Source organism: Moorena sp. SIO1F2 (assembly GCF_010672755.1).
In the GTDB taxonomy this organism is placed as follows: Bacteria; Cyanobacteriota; Cyanobacteriia; order Cyanobacteriales; family Coleofasciculaceae; genus Moorena.
In genome coordinates, this window is record NZ_JAAHFV010000020.1 from 12,567 (window position 1) to 36,257 (window position 23,691).

A 23,691-nucleotide genomic window follows, 5' to 3' on the forward strand; every position below is an offset into this window, starting at 1 on the left:
TAAAACAGCTAAAAAGCTGTCTTTAGTTACGTGGCTGTTACCTGCTAACTGGGTTGTTAACCAAAACCCCTGGTTCTTTCTGAATCGGTAAAGCGTCTAATACATCAGTTTGAGCGCAATACTTTAAATCTTCATGACCATTGAGCCGCAGCAGGCGTTTTCCGTGACTAGCGTGATAGAACATCTCTAGTAATTTATCTTGCCACTGGGAGTAAAGTGCGATCGCACCAATTACTTCATCATTACCAGCCATGTCATCCACTGAGTCTCCGGTTTCTTCCATAAGTCTTTGAGTAATCGCCCCAGCACAAACGGTGTCTTCTAGGGAGTAGGCTCCTTCCCAACCTGACCCCACTAGCCAAATAGTATCTGGTTTGTGGGTCAGCAAATACTCCACTGCTGCGACACGATTCACTAAGGCAGCAGCTAGGACTACTGGGGAATTTTGGACACGCTGTAAAGCACGGGTACCGTTGGTGGTACTGATGAATAGTCGCCTTCCATCTACTCGCTCAGGTGTGCAAATTAAGGGCGAGTTACCCATATCACAGCCCTCTACCATTTTACCACCCCTTTCCCCAGCTCGTAGCCGTTTGTCAGTGGGCCATTGTTCGCTGATTTGCATTAACTTGTCGATATCACTGAACACTTGCACCGCTTCAGCACCAGCATTTAAAGCTGTAGCCATGGTCGTCGTGGCTCGCAGGACATCAATTGCGATCGCACAGTCTGGTAAGGTGTCTTTCGGAGTTTCTTCCGGGGTGTGGTAGATAGATAGCTTCACGGCTTGGATATAGTTGGTTTCTGGACTGCTGAAATTTTCCTTGACATAACTAGCCTGATTAATCTTGCCGATTAAACCAGCCAGCCTAATGGCAGCCCAATTTATCGGGCACGACAGCCACAAATAATAGTATATTAGTTAGCCGGTTCAATCAAGGTACCTGAAGAGATACTAAGGGGTGTTTGAGATTAGGTGGCATTGGCTCATTCAGTGCTCGGTAAATCCCCGACAAATGTTCCCGGAACAGCTGGTCAAAGACGGCATCTTGGTTGGACGAATGACCCTCACCAAACCACCAAAACCAGTCAGAACCTTCTGCTGCATACAAAGCTTCCCAAACTTCTGGATTATTTTCTTCCGTGGCTTCTGGATGCTTGGCTAAGGTTTGTCGTGCTGCACTTAGTAAGTCCCAAGCTTGATTCTTGACTGGGTCACCAATCCAAGTGGTGAAGCTACCATCTATCCAGGAACCACTATGTAGTTGACTGATCGGAATAGTTTCTGTAGGGGAAAATGGTTCGATAAACTCAGAAACCGTTACGAGTTTGATATGAGGATGATCACTCAGACTTTGATAGAGGCATTGGAGGAAGGGTAAACCATCTTCGGAATAGTTTTCCCAGCAATTCTCCCCATCTAAAGCAATCGTGACTAGCCAAGGCTGTTCTAAACCGCTGCAAGCCTCAGATTGCTGGGGTTTCGAGGTGTCAGGGTTACACTCTGCGATCGCAAGGGAAGCGCGAATCCCGTCTAAATGTCCCAGGAAATCAGCCGTTGCCTTAGTCGGTGACATTGACCCATAGGTAAAGCCAATCAAATCTGATAAGTGGTGGTCTCGAAACACAATTGCTAGGTCTTTGTGATCTGTTTCTAGACGATAAGGGCGGTAAAGTAACTCTGGTTCGGTAACATTCCCTCTCTCATCCCGATGGAAAAAGTGGTTGATACTGCAACCCAATACTATTTCATCAGAGCAAATCCAATTAAACCCAGCTTCGGCAATGTAAGGTAAAATTTCAGGACTGACTGACTGTTCGGAAGGCCATAGCCCACGTGGAGCTCGTCCAAATTTTTCTGTATACATCTGCCAAGCCTTCTGGAGGTGTCGGGGAATATCCTCCTCCCACTGAAATCGCTGTTGGGGTAGACTCATCTCAGGAACAGCTACATGACCATAATTCGTATCCACTAACAACGGTAGAATAGGGTGAGTATAGGGACTTGTAGTTATTTCCAGTTGACCAGCATCTTGCATTTTCCGGTGCTGGGGGATGATGCGGCTGAGGATTTCTCGTTGCTTGGAGTAAATGCGCTGTCGGTCTGACAAAGTGAAGTTTCGCCCCTGCTCCAACCATCTAGCAATATCGGGATCATCCCAAAACAACGGATCAATCCACGCTAGGTTATGCCATGCTAGTAGGTCGCTGTAATCCTCTAGTGTCCAATTGTTTAGGCACCACTCTTTACCCTTATCCTGGCGGCTCTCATACAGTTCTCGATAACGGGGATGGGGGTCAATCAGGGTGTAGTGATTGCCATCAAAGAAATGTTCGATGATAAATTGCTTCTGGTGTTGATTCAGTTGTTCAGTGGAGGTTAGCCCTAGGGTCAGATAAGGATCGAAAGCAGTACCAGCAATGTAATCTTCCAGTTGCAAAATTAGAGTTGGTACTAGATTAACCGTTTGATGCAACTTAGGGTAGCTCTCTAGGAGCAGCACCAAATCTAGGTAATCTTTCGTGCCATGTAGGCGCACCCAAGGTAGATGATATTGGCCTGATGCCACCGAGGCACCGTTGTAGGATTTATAAATCGGTTGGTGCTGATGCCAGATAAAGGCAACGTATAGAGGATGAGACATGGTGCGATCGCTATCCTAAACCTTAACCATGATATCGATCATCGGTCATCAGTTTTTAGTCATTGGTCATTTCCCACAGAAAGCTACCATTAACATAGTTATCATGAAATTACAATGTAGCTGAGGTTGATTATGTCAGAAACAATGGCACTCACTCCAGAAAATGTTGAAACAGTCCTGGATGAGATGCGTCCTTACCTGATCGCTGACGGTGGTAATGTGGAGCTAGTTGAGTTAGATGGTCCGACTGTTAAATTAAGACTTCAGGGAGCCTGCGGGTCTTGCCCTAGCTCTACCATGACCCTCAGAATGGGGATTGAGCGCCGCTTAAAGGAATTTATCCCTGAAATCATTGAAGTGGAGCAAGTAATATAAGCTGAATACTCAGTTACTGAGTGCGCAGTTCTGAGTGTTCAGCCGATTATTATAGTTGCTCTGATCTCGATTGCAAACAGTAGGGGCACGATCTGATCGTGTTCCTACAAAATATCTGTCTTTCAAACCATTGATAATGGCTATAGCATTTACCTTTTATTTGTTAACATAATCCCTGAGGGAAAAGCTTCCATGCAAAAGGAAAGAGATGAGATATAATATAGTATATAGGTATTTTAGGTAAATTAAGGTAAATTAAAATAACTGTAATTATTTTTGAAAATTCATTTTAAAACCCTATAGCAACAATTAAAAATTAATTAATTAATTATCCCAGAGAAGAGATTGAAAGCCTTTTACCAGTACTAAGCAATTCTGTGAAGGTTGGAGCCGATAATGGAGGACTGAAGCAATAACCCTGAATTTCATCACACTTATGACCACACAGGAACGCTAGTTGGCTAGCTGTCTCCACCCCTTCTGCCACCACCTTCAAGTTGAGACTGTGAGCCATTTGCAAAATCGCAGTAGTAATGGCTTCGTTTTTTACATCCTCTGTAAGTTGGCAAACGAAAGAACGGTCAATTTTTAACACATCAAAGGGAAATAGTCTCAGGTAGCTCAGAGAAGAGTAACCGGTTCCAAAATCATCAATCGAGATCTGAATACCAAAGGACTTTAACTCTTTTAAGGTAGCGATCGCATGGTCTGGATTCTCCATCAGGGTACTTTCGGTTAATTCCAATTGCAAATATCTCGCTTCCAGTTCGGTTTCTTCCAGAATTGCTACGATGGAGTCACTGAGATTGGGTTGATTAAACTGATGTCCCGATAAATTTACAGCGATTTGTACTGGGGACAACCCTTGAGTTTGCCAGAGTTTTGCTTCGGTACAGGCTTTTCGGAGTACCCACTCTCCTACAGGCACAATCAAACCAGTTTTCTCGGCTAGGGGAATGAATTTAGCTGGAGAGATTGCTCCCAATTCTGGATGATGCCAACGGATTAAGGCTTCTGCTCCCTCGATTTCTCCAGTTCTAAGATTTACTTTGGGCTGATAGTAAAGTTGAAGTTCATCCTGTTGCAATGCTTGGCGCAATTGTAATTCTAGCAATAGGGCTTGTTGGGATTTGTCACCAATCGAGGCAATATAAAATTCGTAAGCCTTCTGTCCTTTGTGTCCAGCATTTTCTCTGGCTCCGTTGGCATGGGTGATCAGGGTATTTAGATCAAGACCATCCCTACCAAAGCAGGCAATGCCGATTTTAGGGGTCAGGACAATCTCATATTCTTCTATAGTAAAGGGTAAGGATAAAGCATCGATCAGTGTTTCCGCCATTTGCCCTATCTCTGTCTGGTTAATTGTAGTAGCTAGCAAGATCACAAATTGATCTATCCCTAACTGAGCCACTGTATCCAAAGGTCCAACCCTACCAAGAAGTCGTTTGGCCACTGCCTGAAGTAACAAATCACCACTAACAGGGCCTAGGATATTGTTGATCTGATTAAGTTGGTCAAAACTTAAAGACAGCACTGGCAGACGACGATAACGTCCCTGTCGTTGTATCAGTAGTTGATTAAATCGCTCTTCTAGCAAGAGTCGGTTCGGTAAGTTAGTAAGCTGGTCATAACGGAGTAGATAGTCCAGTTGAGCTTGAACTTTTTTCAGTTCAAGATGATGGCACTTGGTTTGATAAAGTCGTTTTTGTAGTCGAGTCGCGATCGCATCTAGCAATTCCTCGCGCTTAACAGGCTTGATCAGATAATCATCAGCCCCTAACCTCATCCCCATACGCCAATCTGACCAGTCAGCTTTGGAGCTGAGGAAAATAAAGGGAATCGCAGCAGTTACGGGATGTTGCTGCAGAGTCTTTAAAACACCATAACCATCTAGCTGAGGGATTATTATATCACAAATAATTAAATCAGGCTGCTCCTCTTGAGCAAGCTTGACCCCACTGTTACCGTTGTCACTACTAATCGTCTCGAACCCTTCTGCTCTGAGCAGGGTGAGTAGGTTCTTCCGAATTATTGGCTCGTCTTCGATTACTAGAATCTTATTCATAGTTCTTTTGACTTAAATCAAGTGTAGTGGACATAGAAGGTGATCTTGAACAAGGTTTTGCTAAGGAACAGCGTAAAGATATAACCACCTATTTCAATACTGCAAGGGATCGGCCACAGTTGGAGCAAAGTAGGGAAAGCAGGTTTCGTTGGTGTAGCTGCGCGATCTACGGGTGTCCGCTACTAACTCAGTAGTATTGGGAGGTATGTTACCCAGGGTACAGCGGCGAAAAATTATGGCTCAGATAAGTTAGACTGTAGGGGAATCGAAGCTTTTAAAACCTTAAGCATATACCTTGCTACCATAATGGATCGTTTGACTTTTTGACGAGTACTGCGTTTATAACTCGTTTCCAGATTTAGTAGATTGAGACTAAGCGCGCTTGAGATTAGCCATATTTTGTGGTGCATGTCCTGTACGAATCCGCGTCGCATCCTCCCCAAAGGTGAAATCTAATACGAGCGTGCAGTTGGTTTTCAATGGACCAGTGTTGTCGGATTGCTAAGCCCGACGTGTTGAGGGGTGGTAAAGAAGTAAGGTAAAACATCACCTCACGGGTAGTCTTGTTCCTATGATGGCGGGTGCGAATAACCATTACAATGGTCTGTAATCCAGACCACTGGGACTGTTTGTACAAATCGAAGTCTATTTCAGCAAGAGTTACTGCCCAAACCTGACGCTTTTCAGTACGATGATGTCCTGATTCTACCCGCAGATCATAGCTATACTCGATACCCTCAAACTTATTAGCAACAGCAGTTTCAAACCATTGCTTAACCTGCTCGAACAAAGTAGGATGATTTCCTTTGAGCGCCAAAACATAATCAGCACCAAGAGCACGAATACCATCGGCTATTTGATGCTGAGTCCCCATGGCATCAATGGTAATGATGCATCCAGAGATGTTGAGTATTTCTAGTAGGGCGCTTGATGGCTGTAATTTCATTGCTTTTATCATCTACTTTCACAAGACCTACGAAACAACCGATGCTCACTCGCTATGGCACTAACCACATGTAAAGCCGATTTTCCCTGGTTGCGATCATAGGAACCCTTGATTTGTTTGCCATCAATAGGAATCACCTCGGCTCCATTATCTATCACAAAACTTCGTGAGCCAGCTCTCGAAACTATTCTCAAAGGCTGGAGGGGATATCTGCTCAAACACTGGCCGATATGTATCTGCAATGGGAATCCCATTTGGTAATGCTAAAAAGGTCGATAACCAATGCTGGTGGCTAATCCCATAAGTTTCGATATCATCCGTTGCCCCTTGCCCCGACCATGGTGGCGCTCCAGTGCAATCATCACTATACTTACAAATGGATGGAGCACTCCTTGTTTCCGGAGCGGATCTGATAGATGTTCAAAATGCTCGAGCATTTGCTGCTGAACCTGTTGAACATCAAGGGCTGGCGCTCTGTGGTAAGGATGGACTACTGGTGTAAGTTGAGTTAGTGGGTTTATCGAAGCCAATCACCATGGGACACCTTTATTGTGACATCGGTTTCACTAGCATATTATGAATTCATTTTTCTTGCGCTTACCCTGGTATGTTACCTAGACTTGGTATCAGTAATGAGGTAAGCAGATACTTCAGTTATTTGCAAATATTAACTGTATTGGGATATTAATTTACTATAAAATTTTATTTATTCAAATAAAAAAAACATGCTTAATTTTGATTAATAATGGGGAATCTAGCGGTAAATTTGTATAATATTTAACATTTTTCATTGTGTTCACAAAAACTTCACATTGTTTTTTTTAAATATCAATAATTAATAATTATCCGTAGCATGGCGTTGATTTCACCCTTTTAAAAAAGTGAACATTCTCACTACCTTGTGTCAATAAACACCAAAGCGATAATGTGTTAAAGCACTTGTAGGTATTTTAATTAAATTCGATTATGATTAATCAGCAGTCAAGATTTATGAGCTATCCATGCGGTATTTTTACTAAAACCTATTTTTGGGATAATTTGACTGTAATTCAGCGTAATTTTGCTGAATTTGGTAGATAACTAAGATGACAGTCATTGAAATGGCACATTTAAATTGATAGCTTTGGGTGTAGAGGCTGATTAATAGGCTTTAACAGTCAGCAGGGATCCACCCTTATTGCTCCGCACGCGAAGCTAGGGGGGCCGTAAACCTTCAAACCTCAACCGTCAACCCTCAAAATTATCTCTTGGTGAGCGTTCCCTTGGCGTTCGCCGAGCGGCGACCTAGGAGTTGGAAAACTCGCGCTTTGTCCCACCGCAACCTGTAACTTTTCCTGTGCAAATTAGATGGTTAACAACTTACTAAGCGCGTTTATAAACGAGTTGTAAAAATCCAGACAAAAAAAATTTGTAGTGCGGGCATCTTGTCCGCCTGAGCGTTCACAACATATTTATTATTACCATATAATTATTTAATAAGTAATTTTTATCCCAATAACTAATAGAGTTAATCATTATAATTTTCATCACACCTAAACCACTGTATGAATTATTAATTAATCTATTGTCCCCTAAGTGGGGGATTAGCGCATCAAGGGTATGACTAAATAAGTATGGGCATAATCACTTAATTTAGCTTAGATACGTTATAGTTAGTTTACTTACGCCCTTCGATATAGCTAACATCACCGACCTTGACCCTGAAGTCATACCTATCTGCTGCTGTAACCCCTTTTGATTAGCTAGTTATAGCAATGACTCCAGTACTATAACCTGCTACTAGAAAAAAAAAAGCAACTACAGGAAATATTTAGTACTTATGGCTGATAGTTTACGACCTATTAAGTATTTTTACCTATGCACTTCAAAGTGACTACTCTAGGGCGTGTTTTCAAACTATAACCACAATAAAATTAATGCGATCGTCAACATGGCTGTATAATTTTCAGCAAGCAAATCGTATCGGGTAGCGAAGGGAGCGAAATTGCTTGATTCGATTGATAGCACGCTCTACAAGGTGGCGTTGACGATAGATTTCAAAGGTTTTATCGACCGCGACGTGGTTCGGCGGGAAAGTCGTGGTATGGTAAGACGGATACCACGACGACGGAGGTAATTACGGATTCTACGACCTGTGTAACCTTTATCTCCAACCAGTCTTAAAGGACGAATACTTCGACGGCTGAGCATTGACCTAGTCACTAGAAACCATACCGGAGCAAGGCATTATCAAGTAGGTGATCGACCAAACCCCAAGCGAGACTCTCCTAACCGTAGGCGAGACACTGGGAATAATTCTGTAAATACACCTCAGTGGTTAGCGGTAGAGTTTTTCCAACGGGATGGTCAGGTCAGTGTGGGAGTATGTCACCTGACCCTGGTTCTGAGGTAGATATCTATGTTGTAGACCAGGTTTCCCCAAAAACCCATGGGATAGGTCCCTTGAGTAAGAAGATTGCTACAGCCGAAGCAGATCAAGACGGGAAGTTTGGGATTAGTCTTAGTAATGTCGAGCCTGGAGATTACCTGAGTGCGATCGCAACTCACCCAGACTACGGTACCTCGGAACCAGCTGTGACTGTGGTGGTGCGTTCTCTTGATGATCAAGGGAATAGTATCGAGACATGGTCAGCAACAACTCTACCGAACACAGCAAAGCCCCAGTGTACCAGCAGTCCAGTCGGCAGGGTTCCCCTATGACCAGACTCCCCGCAAATACCTGAACCCCTTTCGGAATAGTTTTTGGAAATAGCCTCAAACACCCTACCCTAAAGCACCTCAAGTTTGTCTCGCCCTTTGTTAGAGGAAACAAATCCCTATAAATACACCAGGGGTATCTTGAGTAAAATGGTGTACACCCTCTCAATTAATTAACTAACATACAATATATACAACCAAAGGACTATGTGATTACAAACAACACCTAACGATTATATACCTTATTGGAAAAACCTTGTGTGAATATTGCTACTTCATCAGTAGACCTTGACCCGAACAACCTATTTCCCTTTGAACTCGACGAGTTCCAAAAACAGGCAATTGAGGCTCTCAATGATAGTAAATCAGTAGTTGTCTGTGCTCCGACTGGTTCTGGGAAAACCCTGATTGGTGAGTATACCATTTATCGTGCTTTGTCTCAAGGAGGACGTGTTTTCTACACCACCCCCCTCAAAGCGCTCTCCAACCAGAAACTAAGGGATTTTCGGGCAAAATTTGGCGCAGACAAAGTCGGTCTAGTTACCGGTGATTCCTCGGTCAACCGGGAAGCTTCGGTCTTAGTGATGACTACGGAAATCTTCCGTAATATGCTCTATGGTACCCCAATTGGTCAAGTGGGAGCCTCTATGCTAGGGGTTGAGGCGGTGATCCTAGACGAATGTCACTACATGAATGACCGACAACGAGGCACGGTTTGGGAAGAATCAATTATCTATTGTCCGCCAGATATTCAAATTGTTGCCCTGTCTGCCACTGTTGCCAATTCTGACCAGCTGACCGACTGGCTGAATCAAGTTCATGGCTCCACTCAGCTGATTTACTCTGACTTCCGACCTGTTCCCCTAGAGTTTTACTTTGCCCATCCCAAGGGAATTGTCTCCCTGCTGAATGACGACCAAACCAAGATTAACAACTTCCTGAAAACCAGACGTCCCAAAAGCAAGGACAAAAGTGGACGTCCGGAAAGTCCCAGCATTAGCTCTGTGGTGAGCAAACTAAAAAAACGGGAGATGTTACCAGCTATCTACTTCATCTTTAGCCGCCGAGGCTGTGATAAGGCAGTAGATGAGATGGGTCCACTATCCCTGGTCAATGAACAAGAAGCAGCTCAACTCAAGAAACGGATTGATGAATTTATCAGTAAAAATCCAGAAGCAGCTCGTACGAAACAAATTGACCCCCTCTACCGAGGTATAGCTGCCCATCATGCTGGAATTTTACCTGCTTGGAAAGGTCTAGTGGAAGAACTATTCCAACAAGGACTAGTGAAGGTGGTATTTGCTACAGAAACTCTAGCAGCAGGAATTAATATGCCTGCTCGTACCACTGTTATTTCCAGTCTATCTAAGCGTACTGACCGAGGACACCGGCTACTGACTGCCTCGGAATTTTTGCAGATGGCTGGACGAGCAGGACGGCGAGGGATGGATACCAATGGCTATGTGGTGACGGTGCAAACCCCCTTTGAAGGGGCTAAGGAGGCGGCTTATCTAGCAACGGCTGGTGCTGATCCCCTAGTTAGTCAGTTTACCCCTACCTATGGTATGGTACTGAATTTGTTGCAAACTCACTCTCTGCCTCAAGCTAAGGAGTTAGTTGAACGCAGCTTTGCTCAGTATCTAGCTACTTTGTACCTCAAACCTCAACAACAGGCAATTACTGAACTGACTGCGGAACTGACGAGAATTGATTTTCAACTGGCACCGGTAGATGTGGCAGTAATGGAAGGCTATCAAAAACTGAAGGAACACCTGAAAGTAGAGCGCCGCATCCTTAAAGACCTGCAACACCAAGCAGAGGTATCTGTTTCTAAAGCCGTATCCCAATTACTACAACAGGTGCAACCGGGAGTCATTCTTTATTTGAAGGGCAAGAATGTGCCAGTGTCTTCTCCTGTTCCAGCTGTTTTGGTGTCTAAACAAAAGGGTTCCGGTCAATTCCCCTATCTGGTGTGCTTAAGTGCTGCTAACCGATGGTATGTGGCAACAACTGCTGATGTGATGGGGTTAGATGGCTTTCCTGAAGTGGCCGATGACCAAGTATCCAATGGCTCTACGGAAGATTACTCAACCGGCTCAACTCAAGGTGACTCTTCTCACATTATTAATCTTCGATGCCTTGATATTGGAACTCTCCAGCCTTTAGAGGGGCTTGAGATTAAACCAGGTCAAGTCAAAAGCGGAAATGAAGATACTGAAGCCTTGGCTAACCAAGTTCCCACCATTGCTCAACTCTGGGTTGCTCCAGAAGTCAGGGAGCAAGAAGGTGTTGTTGCTGATCTAGAGGGTCAAATGGAAACCCATGCTCTTCGTCAGTGGGGTAATCCTTCTCAACTGATCAAACGCCACAAAAAACGGTTGTTTTTGCAGGAGCAAATTAACCAACGTCAAGCTAAATTCCGAGAATACCAGGCTCAGCATTGGCACGAATTTCTGAACCTGATTGAAATTTTAAAAGCATCTGGTTCTTTGGAGGACTTAACTCCCACTGTTCTGGGGCAAGCGGCTGCTTCGCTTCGGGGAGAAAATGAGTTGTGGCTAGCCTTAGCCATGCTGTCGGGAGAATTAGATGATTTAGACCCCCACCAACTGGCAGCAGCTTGCTCTGCTTTAGTTACGGAAACTCCTAGACCGGATAGTTGGACAAACTATCAACCAAGTGAGGAAGTGCTAGAAGCATTGACAAACCTCAGGAGGATTCGGCGTCAAGTATTTCAGCTACAGCGTCGATATCATGTCGCCTTACCGGTTTGGTCAGAGGATAGGTTAATTGGTCTAATAGAACAGTGGTCATTAGGCAAATCCTGGCGGGAGATATGCGGTAATACCAGCTTAGATGAAGGGGACGTGGTGCGAATCTTACGTCGAACCTTAGATATATTATCCCAAATTCCCCATGTGTTGCCTCTATCAGAGTCTTTAAAAGCTAATGCGATTCGTGCTGCTCAGTTACTTGACCGCTTTCCGGTGAATGAAAGAGTTAAGTAGGGCTTGCTGAAAAAGTCCTTTGGTAAGGGTAGGAGTCAGGAGTCAGGAGTCAGGAGTCAGGAGAAACACTACAATCAGTTATTAACAAACATAGCAACATTTTCCTAGGTAATCTATCTCTTGACCCCTGTTCCCTGTTCCCTGTTCCCTATTCCCTATTCCCTACTGGATTATTCCCAACATCAAAAACAATTATAAATTCCGCATCAGGCATTAATCGTTTCAGAGCCCACAAATGTCCCTCGGCATCCGATCGATTGCGGAAGCGAGCAACAACAACTCGCTGCATTTGTGGTAACAGCCTAATGACCACCCACGGATGAAGGCGTTCAGAATAACTCATAATCAAATTGTCTCCTTTTTTAGGGGAGCCAGAGCTAGCCCGTAGATTTTGGACACTCACCGGGCTAGCTCTTGACTCTGGGCGTCTCAGCGCCCACCCTTATACTATAGCACAAAAATATTTAATTATAACATATTTTGAAAAATTTTGTTACAAAAAATATATTGAAACTGGCAAGATGCCAGTTCTACTGCCAGTGTCAATATCAGTAGAGTGGGCATCCTGCCCGCCCGACAATAAGCATGAAACTGGCAAGATGCCAGTTCTACAGCCTATTGCTAGCATGCCTATTGCCTATTGCCTTCCCTACCCTTACTCCTCAAGTAAACCCTTCAACACCTCTTCCGTAAAAGGATTCTTACCAGCCCGCAGCTCATCTATCCATTTTTGCAGTTCTGCTTTCGACTCATTATCATCAATCGAGTCTACAATTGCTTTAAAATCTGATATTGCGCCTGCTGTATCCCCAGTCAAGGCTCTAGCCAAACCACGATTACCTTGATGAAACTTTTGATTAGGATCTTTGATTATTGCTTTTTCACAGGCATCCATCACGTCAGCAGCATATCCATGGAGACTACCAAACCAACAGAGTTCATTCCAAGAATTAGCATCAATTTCTAGGTTTGGATCTAGTTGTTGCGCTTGTTTATAGAGAGATAGGGCTTTGGTGAATTTACCCTCTTTAGCTAACTGCTCACCTTGTTCAACTTTAGCAGCAGCAGCTGCTAGCTGTTTGGCTTTTATCTCTGGCTGTAATTCTAGCTCTGGATTCCATTCTTTGGCTTTTTTAAAATTAGCAATAGCAACCTCCACATCCCCCTCTTTCGCTAACTCCTCACCTTGTTTAACAAAACCAGAAGCTGCAGCTATTTTGCCATCTTAATCTTGGCATTTCTTTAAGCTATCTAAGGATTCAGGATGATCCACAAAGTAATCTTCAAGCAACTTACATCCCCTAGCCAGCATCTCACCTAAATCTTCAACAGCCCAGAGTCTGACAGTTTTGTCGGCTGATGCCGTAGCCAGCATTTTACCATCGGGACTAAAACTTACACTATTTACCGAGTCTTGATGTCCTTTCAACACATCTAATGGATTTCCCTGTAAATCCCAGAGTCTGACCGTTTTGTCCGATGATGCACTAGCAAGCATCTTACCATCGGTACTAAAACTTACACTATTTACCGACTCAAGATGTCCTTTCAACAGTGCTAATTGATTTCCTTCTAAATCCCAGAGTCTGACAGTTTTGTCCCTTGATGCCGTAGCCAGCCTCTGACCATCGGGGCTAAACCTTACACTTTCTACCCAGTCAAGATGTCCTTTCAACAGTGCTAATTGATTTCCTTCTAAATCCCAAAGTCTGACCGTATTGTCCCATGATGCCGTAGCCAGCCTCTGACCATCGGGGCTAAACCTTACACTTTCTACCCAGTCAAGATGTCCTTTCAACAGTGCTAATTGATTTCCTTCTAAATCCCAGAGTCTGACCGTATTGTCGGATAATGCAGTAGCAAGCATCTTACCATCTCGGCTAAAACTTATACTAAATACCAACTCTTGATGTCCTTTCAACAGAGCTAATGGATTGCCCTGTAAATCCCAGAGTCTGACCGTTTTGTCCGATGATGCACTAGCAAGCATCTTACCATCGGGGCTAAAGCTTACACTATTTACCTCGGATTGATGTCCTTTCAACAGAGCTAATGGATTGCCCTGTAAATCCCAGAGTCTGACCGTTTTGTCCGATGATGCACTAGCAAGCATCTTACCATCGGGGCTAAAGCTTACACTTGATAGCGAGGATTGATGTCCTTGAAATAGAGCTAATTGATTGCCCTGTAAATCCCAGAGTCTGACCGTTTTGTCGTCTGATGCCGTAGCCAGGGTTTTACCATCAAGGCTAAAGCTTACACTATTTACCTCGGATTGATGTCCTCTCAACAGAGCTAATTGATTGCCCTGTAAATCCCAGAGTCTAACAGTTTTGTCCTTTGATGCAGAAGCGAGCATCTTACCATCTCGGCTAAAACTTACACTTGATACAGAGGATTGATGTCCTCTCAACAGAGCTAATTGCTTTCCCTGTAAATCCCAGAGTCTGACCGTTTTGTCGTATGATGCCGTAGCCAGCATCTTACCATCTCGGCTAAAACTTACACTATTTACCCGGAATTGATGTCCTCTCAACAGAGCTAATTGCTTTCCCTGTAAATCCCAGAGTCTGACAGTTGCGTCGTCTGATGCCGTAGCCAGGGTTTTACCATCAAGGCTAAAACTTACACTTCTTACCAACTTTTGATGTCCTCTCAACAGAGCTAATTGCTTTCCCTGTAAATCCCAGAGTCTGACAGTTTTGTCCGATAATGCCGTAGCCAGCCTTTTACCATCGGGGCTAAAACTTACACTTAATAGCGAGGATGGATGTCCTCTCAACAGAGCTAATTGATTTCCTTCTAAATCCCAAAGTATCACAGTAAGGTCGGATCCAGTAGCAAGCCTCTTACCATCTCGGCTAAAACTTACACTTCTTACCGAGGATTCATGTCCTTTCAACAGAGCTAATTGATTTCCCTGTAAATCCCAGAGTCTGACAGTTTGGTCAAATGATGCAGTAGCAAGCATCTTACCATCGGGGCTAAAACTTACACTTGATACCAAGGATTCATGTCCTCGAAATCTTCTCTTTTCTTTGAATTTACTAAGACTCTGCTGTAGAGCATACAGAGGACTAATAGCAGGATAGTTATCCAGGGGGCGACCATCTTTCACGATATTATATAGTTGTTGCCCAGTCTCCATGGCTGAGTATAAAAGCTCTCGCTCGCCATAGTAAACATTATCCCCTCCTAAGCGTCGTAAAATACTAACCCCTTGTTGTTCTAGTCGGGTACCTGTTTGAGCTTCCTGTGATTGTTTAAAATTATCTCTAGCTTTGATCCCAGTCACTACAGCCACAATTAAGGACAAACCCAGTACAGTACCACCTATACTTATGATCCACTTCGCTTTTTCTTTTGCTTCAGTTAAGATCCGCCTTTCTTCTACTAATACCTGTCGGTCTAATTCCTGAGCAGCTGACAAAAACTGATAATCCAAATCGCTCAAACTTTTACCCCTAGCCCAAGCTTGAGCATTCTCTAACGCCACCCCACGCAACAAACGGGATTCATCTTTACACCCAGACTCAACCCAAGCGGTAAAGGCTTCAGAATAGGGACGCAGTCTCGCTAATTCTTGCTTAACCCAATCGCGATCGAAAACACTGCCATAAATCCGGTTGTTAACGCTCAAATAGCCATTGCGTTCCACTACCAACCCCGATAGCTTTAATTCAGTCTGTTCTTCACTGCCATCAGCGGCAAGACTACCCTGATCTAATACCTGCTGATACAATCCCAACAGCCTACTCGCCCGTTGCTCATTTCTGAGAATGCGATCGCGTATAGTCTTCAAGTGCTCTGGCTTATCCTGAGATACCCAATTCTCAATAATCTGGGTACGGGCGACCTGTTCAACTGAAATTGAGTTAAAGTATCTCGCCCCCCTAACCCCCCAATTTTGGGGGGAACTGGAGTTAAAGTCCCCCAGAATTGGGGGATTTAGGGGGCTTGCAGCTGTTGGTAGTGAGGTTAATTCATCTGAACACGGCTGTAAGGGGGAAGCTTGAGAATGCTCCACCATTAACTTACACAACTTCTGGGTCAGAAACGGTTGTCCCCCCGTCCAGGTCAATATCTCAGCTAACACCTGTTCCGGATTATCCACTTTACCTACCAAACCAGGGAGCAGTGGTGTTTTCGCTTCTTCAAAGGTAAAGCCAGTCAGTTCAATATCCCGACCAATATTAAAGGGAGTGCGCTGTTTATCCTGAATCAAATCCGCTGGAGTTGCTACTCCCAGCAAACAAAAACTCAGCCGATTGTAGACTGGTTTTTCGGCTCTTTGGTTATAACAACTGCGAATAAAGGCAAAGAAATCATCTTTAAACTCTACCTTAATAATACTATCAATTTCATCCAGAAAGATAACAATATTGTCTGGAATCTCTGACAACAGCACCTCTTCAATAAACTCACCCAACCACATGACTGGCGAGAGTTGCTGACGCTCTCGTAACCAAGGTAAAACCTTGAATTTATCTGATAGCTTAAAACTATTTACCAAACTCTTAATTAAGCTAGCATACCATTGCTCTGACGTTACGTAATTGCCAATTTGGGTAACATCAACAGAAGCACAAGCTACTCCCCTATCTATTAGTCTTTGCATCGTTTTTACCCGCAAACTAGATTTACCCATCTGTCGCGAGTTGAGCACATAACAAAATTCCCCAGCCATCAAAGCATCAAAAATTTCCGTATCAGCTTTTCTGACTGCATAAGTAGCAGCATTGTTAGGTAAACTTCCCCCAACTTGATAGATTGTTGGTTGGTTTTTCATGATTGGAAAGGGAGTAGGGAGTAGGGAGTAGGGAGTAGGGAGTAGGGAATAGGGAGTAGGGAGTGTGGGGAGTTTGGGGAGTGTGGGGAGTTGCGTAGGGTGCGTTAGGGGCGGGCTTGCCATCATGTTCAACACCGAGGGCCAGTGTTGGGATAGCCCGCCCCGTAACGCACCACCTTTGGGCAAGCCCTGATTTTATCGATAGCCACTGTTGGCATAGCCCGTCCCTTGGTGCGTTACGGGACGGACGATCGCAACCCGGGATTTGAGCCTGAAAATCAGGGTAAGCCCGTCCCTAACGCACCCTACGCAACTATAAAAGTCTGTTACTAAAATACTCACGATACAAATTATATCTGGGAATACAATCATTACCGATTGCTCTGACTAATCCCAGACTTTCTAACAGATAGGTTTCTTTATAATCCAGGCGCACTGCTTGAGTAGTTGTCAGTAATTTTTTGAAAGCGTTTAGTAAATTGGGATGGAGCATGAGATTATTTAAAAGCTCTCGCAAATGATGGCGATAAATCCCTGATTCTGTCGGGGCTGTTTCTAAAAGATGCTCGATGGTGATGTTGGGATTTTTGCTAAGAGTAGAGAAAGCTAACTGTAATAAATAAGGATGTCCTCCTACCATACTCATTAATTCATGTAGTAAATTAACTGATAAATTGAAGCCATAAAATTTCGCCAAATCCTGAACCTGATTCAAAGTAAAATCAGTTAAATCTATAGGATATCCTACATTAAAAGGCGACTTATTGATAGCCAATTCAATATAAACTTCCGTAGCATAAACCACTATCAACCGCAGTCTTTTCCAACTCTCATAAAACTGGCCATTTTCATGCCAACTCCGCAGCAAAGTAAGAAACCCTTCAGCAACGTGTTGATGAGGAAAAACTCGCTCTAGGTTATCGAGACATAAAACCAAAGGACTCTCTGAAGAAACCAACAAATACTCTTCAAAGTAGGTGCTACACTTGACTTCACTGGTAAAAAAACTATCCTCCCAATAATTTTGCAACTCATTAGGTAATTTCAATTTTTGAGTAACCCGCACACAAAAAGACTGTAAAAATATATCCAAGTCATGGCAAGGAAACTCATTCAGATTCAAATAAACCGTGCGATAATCCCTAGATTTAGCATAATCAAGAATCCGATGACTGAGTAAGGTTTTACCCATCAGCTTCGGTGCTTTAATCCGAATTAGTGCCCCTGGTTGTACAATCTTTTGATAACACTCAGCATCTTGAGGACGTTGTATATAAAATTCTCCAACTTGAGCAGTTGTCTGTTTTTGATTATTGGTGGTATTTGTGCTACTATTATTTGGTAATTCAATACCCAGTAAGTTGAAAAATTCTGGTATAGACTGAGGGCGATCCCTTGCCACCAAATTCATACCATGGAGAATGGCTTGATTTATGCGATCGCTAATTTTGGGATTAAAATCCTTTGGTGGTGGTAATACAGCTCCCTCAGCCCTATCCTCAGCTGATACTGGTTTCTTTCCAGTTAAGAGCACATACAAGGTAGCGGCCAAAGCATAAACATCAGTGTAGGGACCCTGTTGGGACCGCCACTCATATTGTTCCAGAGGAGCATAGCCTGGAGTCCGCCCACACAGATGAGTTTGGGTAACCCCAGGGACAAACTTAGTAGCAATACCCAAATCAATCAACACCGCACCAGTACCATCGTTCCGCACCATGATGTTATTGGGTTTAACATCCCGATGGAGCAACCCTTGCTGATGAATGTCCCAGAGGGCGCTACCAATTTGCTGGATGTAAAGCAAGGCTTTCTCTTCCGAAAGCACACCCTGCCGTTTCACCAGAGCCGACAAGGTTTCCCCCTCGATGTATTCCATGATTAGGCAGGGCAATTCACCTTCTCGGATGATTTCTTCACATAAGCTGACTAGATGAGGATTGCCACAGCTACATTGGGCTAACTTTACCGCTTCGTTGGCAAAAATTTTCCAATATTCTAATAAATTATCTTGGCGTAGTACATGATTAAGGATAGTTTTAATAACAATGCGATCGCCTGTTTTATTATTTCGGGCTAAATAGGTAATACCCAGCCCACCTTCTCCTAGTTTTTTTTCGATAGTGTACTTACCGTTTTGTAGCCGATAACCAGGGAGCCAGGTATTATTACCTACGCCGTTGCTGTGGTTAGGTGGCTGAGTAGTTGAGGGAGGTTTGTAGGGAGCATAAGGCTCTGCCACATTAACAGCTATTGGTTGTGTGGTGCTGCTATGACCATTTTTAGGGGAATTAAACCAGCGTTTAACTCTGTTATTTAACTGCTGCTTTAATTTCCCACACACTGACCGATGCTTATTAGTTTTCATGGGAGATACCCAACCTATCCAGGATATTAATTTCGGTAGGGTTTATAGCGTTTGGATCTGGGTTGTAAACACAGGAATTGCTGAAAGAGGCAAAAGGGGAAAGAGATTCGGAGTTTTATTTTCCAAGAAAAAAAACCATAAAGATTTACATCTCAAACACAAACGCTATATATTTCCTTATCAGTAATTCTAGCGTTTTTAATAATTATCAGAGCCATCCAATTTTCTTCACCTTACTTCATACTCCTACTCCCTAGGTAAGCAATCAGCAATCAGCAATCAGCATATCTAGCCAATGCAGACTATGGGCAATGTTTTCTTGCGCTTACCCTAGAATGCGATCGCGTCCATATACCATTTCCCGGAAAGTAGGATAGAAAAAAACTAAATTTTATGTTAAAGTTATTGTATATACAAAAAGTATATACAATTTAATGGAATTTGAATGGGACGAAAACAAAAACCGACAAAATCAGCGAAAACATGGCATCAGCTTTGAAGAAGCAAAGGAAATCTTCTTTGGAATCGTTTTTACTTCAATTGATGAACGATACGATTATGATGAAATCAGAGAAATCAGCATCGGTGCCATACAAGGCGTTGTCATTGTCACCGTAGCCCACACCGAAAGAAACAGTAAAATTCGATTAATTTCTGCTCGAAAAGCTACCCCTAAGGAAAAGAGAAAGTATTATGAGTATCTCGCCCAAACGACTTGAAGAAATCAAAAATATTCCTGACTCTGAAATTGATACTTCAGATATACCTGAGTTAGACGATCATTTTTGGGAAAATGCCAAAATGGTTAAACCAATTACTAAAAAAGCGATTTCTATTCGCTTAGATAGTGACATCATAGACTGGTTTAAAAGTCAAGGAAAAGGCTATCAATCATCAATTAATAACGTTCTTCGTAGTTATGTGAATCATCAACTAAAGAAAAGTAATCATTGATGGTAAAACTATTCCCTTCATCTCGGCTAGAATTAGCTGAGATGATATCCCGTATGGGATATACCAGTCATAAACTACAATTGAACCAATACCTGCCACTATCTGTGTGATCTAAATCCCCACTTCTCGCTAACCTTGTTAATTACCAACAGAGGTTAAGATTTTGATAACTAATTTTAAGGAGTGAACGGTGTTCAGGAGTAGCGATAGTAGTTCCAATTGGCAGTGCTCTTTGTCCAAGCAGCTAACCCCCTTGATCGGAGATTTAACCAGAGTCAAATCTAATCCTATCGAGCCCAAGACTATTGTAGTTAGTACCTTGATCGGGCTTTTGCTCAATTGTCTACCATGGTTACCAGCTGCTAGAGCTGAAACGGTGCAACTGGGAGTAGTTAAAAGTCGAGATAATCAAGGGCATTGGTCTGGCATTACCGAACGCTTACATTCAATTGGAGTTAACTACTGTATTGTTGACTTGACTGACGTTAAGAAAGCCTCTGACTTCGAGAACACTAACTTGCTATTTTTGCCCAATGTCGAGTTCCTCCACCCCAAACAATTCCAAGCGTTACAGGAATGGATCGCACAAGGAGGAAAAGTTATTGTTAGCGGTCCTACTGGGTTACTTTCCAAACCTGACATCCGCAAACAATTGCGTGAGCTTTTGGGTGCCTATTGGGGGTTTGCGATGACCCAACCCTCTATCCTCCATCCTTCCCCAGACAGTAACCAAACATGGGTGCAGGATACTGGAATTACAGGTATCATCCAGGGGGGCACTCTTATTCCTGCTGATCTTAATTCCACTACTGTTGCAGTCTGGAGTCAGGTTGACAAGCCCCCTGCTGTAGTAACCTCTAATAATGCTACGTTTTTTGGTTGGCGCTGGGGTATCGATCGGGTAGCTCCGGCGGAGGTCGATAGTGCTTGGTTACGAGCGGCTCTTGGTCGCTATGATGTCCAAGTCACTGATGTCAATCTCACTGATGTCCAACTCATCACTAATTCATCTACATCGTCTGAATCCTCTGATCACTCTCCACAACATTGTCGGGATATCGACACCACTATTGCCCAGAAACAGGTGGAAACAGAAGATGCAGAGTCTGGCAATAACACAGATGCTTCAGCCAAGCCTACTAATTCCCGATTAGCTCCGTCACCCAAGCCAGCAAAAGCCCCACCACCACGATATAGAAGACGAATTCTAACCCTAAAGCAAGCTACTGCAATGGAGATGGAGTTAGAAAATCTGATTGGTCGGTTTGAAAGTGCTTTGCTAAGAGCCGATGCAGCTAACAGTAATCTGAATTTATCTACAGGTGCTGCTATCGAACAATTTGTCACTGCTGGTGCTAAGCAAGTGTCGGAAACTTCCGAGGAAACCTCTGAGGGTAAAACGAATGAAACTAACTCAGCTACTGACTCAGCTATTGAGGCATTGAATCAGGCCAGAGTGGGTTTGGAAAACTTCCGTCGAGCAGTGGCTCGCAGAGAGTATCAAAAGGCAAGTCAGCTGTGGATGACAGCACGAAATACTCTGTGGGAAAACTACCCAACTGATCGTAAACTAGCCCAGTCAGAGATTCGAGCCATTTGGCTAGACCGGGGTACTATTGTTAAAGCCAAGTCTGAAAAAGATTTAGCTAAGATTTTTGACAAATTGGCTACAGCTGGTTTTCACACCATCTTTTTTGAAACGGTTAACGCTAGTTATACGATTTACCCGAGTGCGATCGCACCAGAGCAAAATCCCCTGGTTGAGGGATGGGATCCTCTAAAAGCGGCAGTGAAGTTAGCCCATGAGCGAGGGATGGAATTGCACGCTTGGGTTTGGATGTTTGCTGCAGCTAACCAGCGTCACAATGCGGTTTTGGATCAACCAGCAGACTATCTCGGACCAGTGCTATCGAAGAATCCAGACTGGGCAATCTTGGATAACGAAAAACGTGTGTTTCACAAGAGAACTAGAAAGGCATTTCTTGACCCCGCTAATCCGGAAGTGCGGGATTATCTAACCAAGCTATTGGAAGAGATAGCCAGCAACTATGAAGTGGATGGGATTCAGCTCGACTATATTCGCTACCCGTTTCAAGACCCCAAAGCTGGTCATACCTTTGGCTATGGTAAGGCCGCCCGTGAACAGTTCCAGGAATTGACCGGTGTTGACCCCATTGAGATTGACCCAAAGAATCAGAACTTATGGCGACAGTGGACAGATTTTCGTATAGAGCAAATCGACACTTTAGTCAAGTCAGTGTCACAAATGCTGCGGCAGAAACGTCCCGAGTTGATTATCTCTGCTGCTGTATTTCCCATGCCTAGGGAAGACCGATTGCAAAAAATCCAACAAAACTGGGAAGATTGGGCGTCTCGGGGTGAGATTGACCTGATGGTACCGATGACTTATGCGTTGGAAACGGAAGAGTTACAAAAATTAGCCCAACCATGGCTAAAAAAATCCTCCCTAAGCTCAGCCTTAGTTTTACCAGGGATTCGCCTATTGAATTTGCCCGATATTGTAGCTGTTGACCAAATTCAACTGCTGCGAGATTTACCAGCTCCTGGCTATGCCCTATTTGCAGTAGAAAATCTCAATGATAATCTCAGGGGCATCTTGACTCGCACTCAAGGACAACAAGAGCCTACCACTGAAGTACAAGTACCTTACCGTCAACCGTTCCTAGCTGCAGCAGAACGTTATCAGGCTCTGCAACAGGAATGGAGTTTTATGTTAGCAAATAATCAAATAGTAATTGGGGAACCAGACCTTTCAGAGTGGGGACAACAAGCCGATACCCTTTCCCTGTTGCTGAATCGACTAGCGGACAAGCCATCCATGATGAGCTTGCTATCAGCACAATTGTCCATGTCATCCTTCCGTACTCGCTTTCAAACGTGGATGTTTGGACAATCGGTTGAGCAACCGTATCAAGTCCAGGTATGGGACAACCGTCTGGAAACGATCCAACGATTATTGCGCTATGGTGAGCGGACGCTCCAAAATCCACCATTAGCTGGCAGGGAAGCTGCCACCAATGAAGTGGACATCACTGAAAGTCTCGATCCATAGACGAGCTCCACAAGATAGTGGGTTATCGGGATTATAGACAATCCGACACGGACCAAGGATTTCTACTTGGTTGCCGTATATATTGTTGCCGCTGCGTTTTACGGAAATCACTGGCTTCCGTTCTTCGGGGTTTTTGTGGATATTCGAGCCAATGTTATTGCGGTTGACATTGATCTTAGCTATAGCCGGAGCACGATTAGTGCGCCATTTCCCTTTTGGTCCTCTAGTGCCCTTGGTGATTTGCGGGAGATTGTTAAACAAGGGAATAATCCAGAATTTCCCGCTTTTATAGGCACCCCGAACCCGACCCTTCTCTAGAAGTTGGCGCAATCGCCGAGAAGAAATACCTAAGAGAGATGCTGCTTCGGTAGTACAAACACACTTGTTCATTTTTCTCTTTTGTTTTAACTCTTCCTATATCACTATTATATAGGATAAATTAATCATTGACAAGGTCTAGTTAAAAAAATCTCTTCCGAAGTAACTATTGAGTTAAATACCCTCAGTTTGATGTCAGAAATTGGCGGTTTTTTTGAGGAGAGAGGAGACCTGACTCGAAGGTTTTAATTCTTGGATAAAGTTGGTGATGTCGAAGTGAGGTGGCAATAGCGATCGCATTCGCTAAAATAACTAGAGTAAAGTACGGAAAATATCATAAATTTGGCGGTGAGACATCCCGTCAGTAGTAAAGTAACCTAGTTGTATCGTCAGGGGATAGCCTGGGTCTGTTTTAGACCCATACTCGACACGACCCTCCTTTTTTAAGGGGGT

The 23,691-nt window shown here is 43.7% G+C and carries 19 protein-coding genes; 6 read left to right on the forward strand and 13 right to left on the reverse strand.

Features of this window, described 5'->3' with window-relative positions; all coding sequences use genetic code 11:
* Positions 1–37: 37 nt before the first annotated feature.
* Positions 38–784, reverse strand: a complete 747-nt coding sequence (locus F6J94_RS04380; protein WP_293037301.1) for a 2-phosphosulfolactate phosphatase family protein — start codon at positions 782–784, stop codon at positions 38–40.
* A gap of 151 nt (positions 785–935) precedes the next feature.
* On the reverse strand, positions 936–2,645 hold the full coding sequence (locus tag F6J94_RS04385) for a glycoside hydrolase (protein ID WP_367142159.1): 1,710 nt from the start codon (positions 2,643–2,645) through the stop codon (positions 936–938).
* 144 nt (positions 2,646–2,789) lie between these two features.
* Between F6J94_RS04385 and F6J94_RS04390 the strand changes: the two genes are divergently transcribed.
* Positions 2,790–3,020, forward strand: a complete 231-nt coding sequence (locus F6J94_RS04390) for a NifU family protein (RefSeq protein ID WP_293037304.1) — start codon at positions 2,790–2,792, stop codon at positions 3,018–3,020.
* 328 nt (positions 3,021–3,348) lie between these two features.
* Here F6J94_RS04390 and F6J94_RS04395 read toward each other — a convergent pair whose 3' ends face one another.
* From F6J94_RS04395 to F6J94_RS04410, 6 genes are all read right to left on the reverse strand, one after another.
* On the reverse strand, positions 3,349–5,085 hold the full coding sequence (locus tag F6J94_RS04395) for an EAL domain-containing response regulator (RefSeq protein ID WP_293037239.1): 1,737 nt from the start codon (positions 5,083–5,085) through the stop codon (positions 3,349–3,351).
* A gap of 388 nt (positions 5,086–5,473) precedes the next feature.
* Complete coding sequence (locus F6J94_RS34125) at positions 5,474–6,031, reverse strand: ISAs1 family transposase (protein WP_367142160.1); 558 nt, start codon at positions 6,029–6,031, stop codon at positions 5,474–5,476.
* A gap of 8 nt (positions 6,032–6,039) precedes the next feature.
* Entirely contained in the window at positions 6,040–6,225 is a 186-nt protein-coding gene (locus F6J94_RS34130) for a hypothetical protein (protein WP_367142161.1), read from the reverse strand.
* The gene (locus F6J94_RS34135; RefSeq protein WP_367142163.1) at positions 6,179–6,343 is read right to left on the reverse strand and encodes a transposase family protein; all 165 of its coding nucleotides are present in this window, start codon (positions 6,341–6,343) and stop codon (positions 6,179–6,181) included. The genes F6J94_RS34130 and F6J94_RS34135 overlap by 47 nt, the downstream gene beginning before the upstream one ends.
* Positions 6,295–6,561, reverse strand: a complete 267-nt coding sequence (locus tag F6J94_RS04405) for a hypothetical protein (protein WP_293037242.1) — start codon at positions 6,559–6,561, stop codon at positions 6,295–6,297. The genes F6J94_RS34135 and F6J94_RS04405 overlap by 49 nt, the downstream gene beginning before the upstream one ends.
* A gap of 1,480 nt (positions 6,562–8,041) precedes the next feature.
* A complete protein-coding gene (locus tag F6J94_RS04410) occupies positions 8,042–8,233 on the reverse strand; it encodes a hypothetical protein (RefSeq protein ID WP_293037245.1) in 192 nt (63 codons plus the stop codon).
* A gap of 162 nt (positions 8,234–8,395) precedes the next feature.
* Here F6J94_RS04410 and F6J94_RS04415 point away from each other — a divergent pair, with 162 nt between their 5' ends.
* Together F6J94_RS04415 and F6J94_RS04420 are read left to right on the forward strand one after the other, a co-directional pair.
* Positions 8,396–8,731, forward strand: a complete 336-nt coding sequence (locus tag F6J94_RS04415) for a hypothetical protein (RefSeq protein ID WP_293029039.1) — start codon at positions 8,396–8,398, stop codon at positions 8,729–8,731.
* Positions 8,732–8,988: 257 nt separating this feature from the next.
* On the forward strand, positions 8,989–11,736 hold the full coding sequence (locus F6J94_RS04420; RefSeq protein ID WP_293037248.1) for a DEAD/DEAH box helicase: 2,748 nt from the start codon (positions 8,989–8,991) through the stop codon (positions 11,734–11,736).
* Between the two features lie 148 nt (positions 11,737–11,884).
* On the opposite strand, the gene F6J94_RS04425 is transcribed toward F6J94_RS04420, so the two are convergent.
* The 4 genes from F6J94_RS04425 to F6J94_RS04440 form a co-directional block, all read right to left on the reverse strand.
* A complete protein-coding gene (locus F6J94_RS04425; RefSeq protein WP_293037251.1) occupies positions 11,885–12,079 on the reverse strand; it encodes a hypothetical protein in 195 nt (64 codons plus the stop codon).
* 312 nt (positions 12,080–12,391) lie between these two features.
* Complete coding sequence (locus F6J94_RS04430) at positions 12,392–12,895, reverse strand: hypothetical protein (protein ID WP_293037254.1); 504 nt, start codon at positions 12,893–12,895, stop codon at positions 12,392–12,394.
* Positions 12,896–12,961: 66 nt separating this feature from the next.
* Positions 12,962–16,651: an AAA-like domain-containing protein gene (locus tag F6J94_RS04435; protein WP_367142162.1), complete on the reverse strand. Its 3,690-nt coding sequence runs from the start codon at positions 16,649–16,651 to the stop codon at positions 12,962–12,964.
* A gap of 187 nt (positions 16,652–16,838) precedes the next feature.
* Positions 16,839–18,893 carry an AAA-like domain-containing protein gene (locus F6J94_RS04440; RefSeq protein WP_293037257.1) on the reverse strand — a complete coding sequence of 685 codons (2,055 nt, stop codon included), beginning with the start codon at positions 18,891–18,893 and terminating at the stop codon, positions 16,839–16,841.
* A gap of 434 nt (positions 18,894–19,327) precedes the next feature.
* Between F6J94_RS04440 and F6J94_RS04445 the strand changes: the two genes are divergently transcribed.
* The 3 genes from F6J94_RS04445 (at position 19,328) to F6J94_RS04455 (ending at position 22,920) form a co-directional block, all read left to right on the forward strand.
* On the forward strand, positions 19,328–19,612 hold the full coding sequence (locus F6J94_RS04445) for a BrnT family toxin (RefSeq protein WP_293037260.1): 285 nt from the start codon (positions 19,328–19,330) through the stop codon (positions 19,610–19,612).
* The gene (locus F6J94_RS04450; RefSeq protein WP_293024366.1) at positions 19,587–19,847 is read left to right on the forward strand and encodes a BrnA antitoxin family protein; all 261 of its coding nucleotides are present in this window, start codon (positions 19,587–19,589) and stop codon (positions 19,845–19,847) included. Before F6J94_RS04445 ends, F6J94_RS04450 begins: the two co-directional genes overlap by 26 nt.
* Positions 19,848–20,079: 232 nt before the next feature.
* A complete protein-coding gene (locus F6J94_RS04455; RefSeq protein WP_293037263.1) occupies positions 20,080–22,920 on the forward strand; it encodes a family 10 glycosylhydrolase in 2,841 nt (946 codons plus the stop codon).
* On the opposite strand, the gene F6J94_RS04460 is transcribed toward F6J94_RS04455, so the two are convergent.
* Positions 22,861–23,310, reverse strand: coding sequence for a helix-turn-helix domain-containing protein (locus F6J94_RS04460; RefSeq protein ID WP_293037266.1), 450 nt, complete (start codon positions 23,308–23,310; stop codon positions 22,861–22,863). The two genes, F6J94_RS04455 and F6J94_RS04460, sit on opposite strands and share 60 nt — an antisense overlap.
* Positions 23,311–23,691 lie beyond the last annotated feature (381 nt).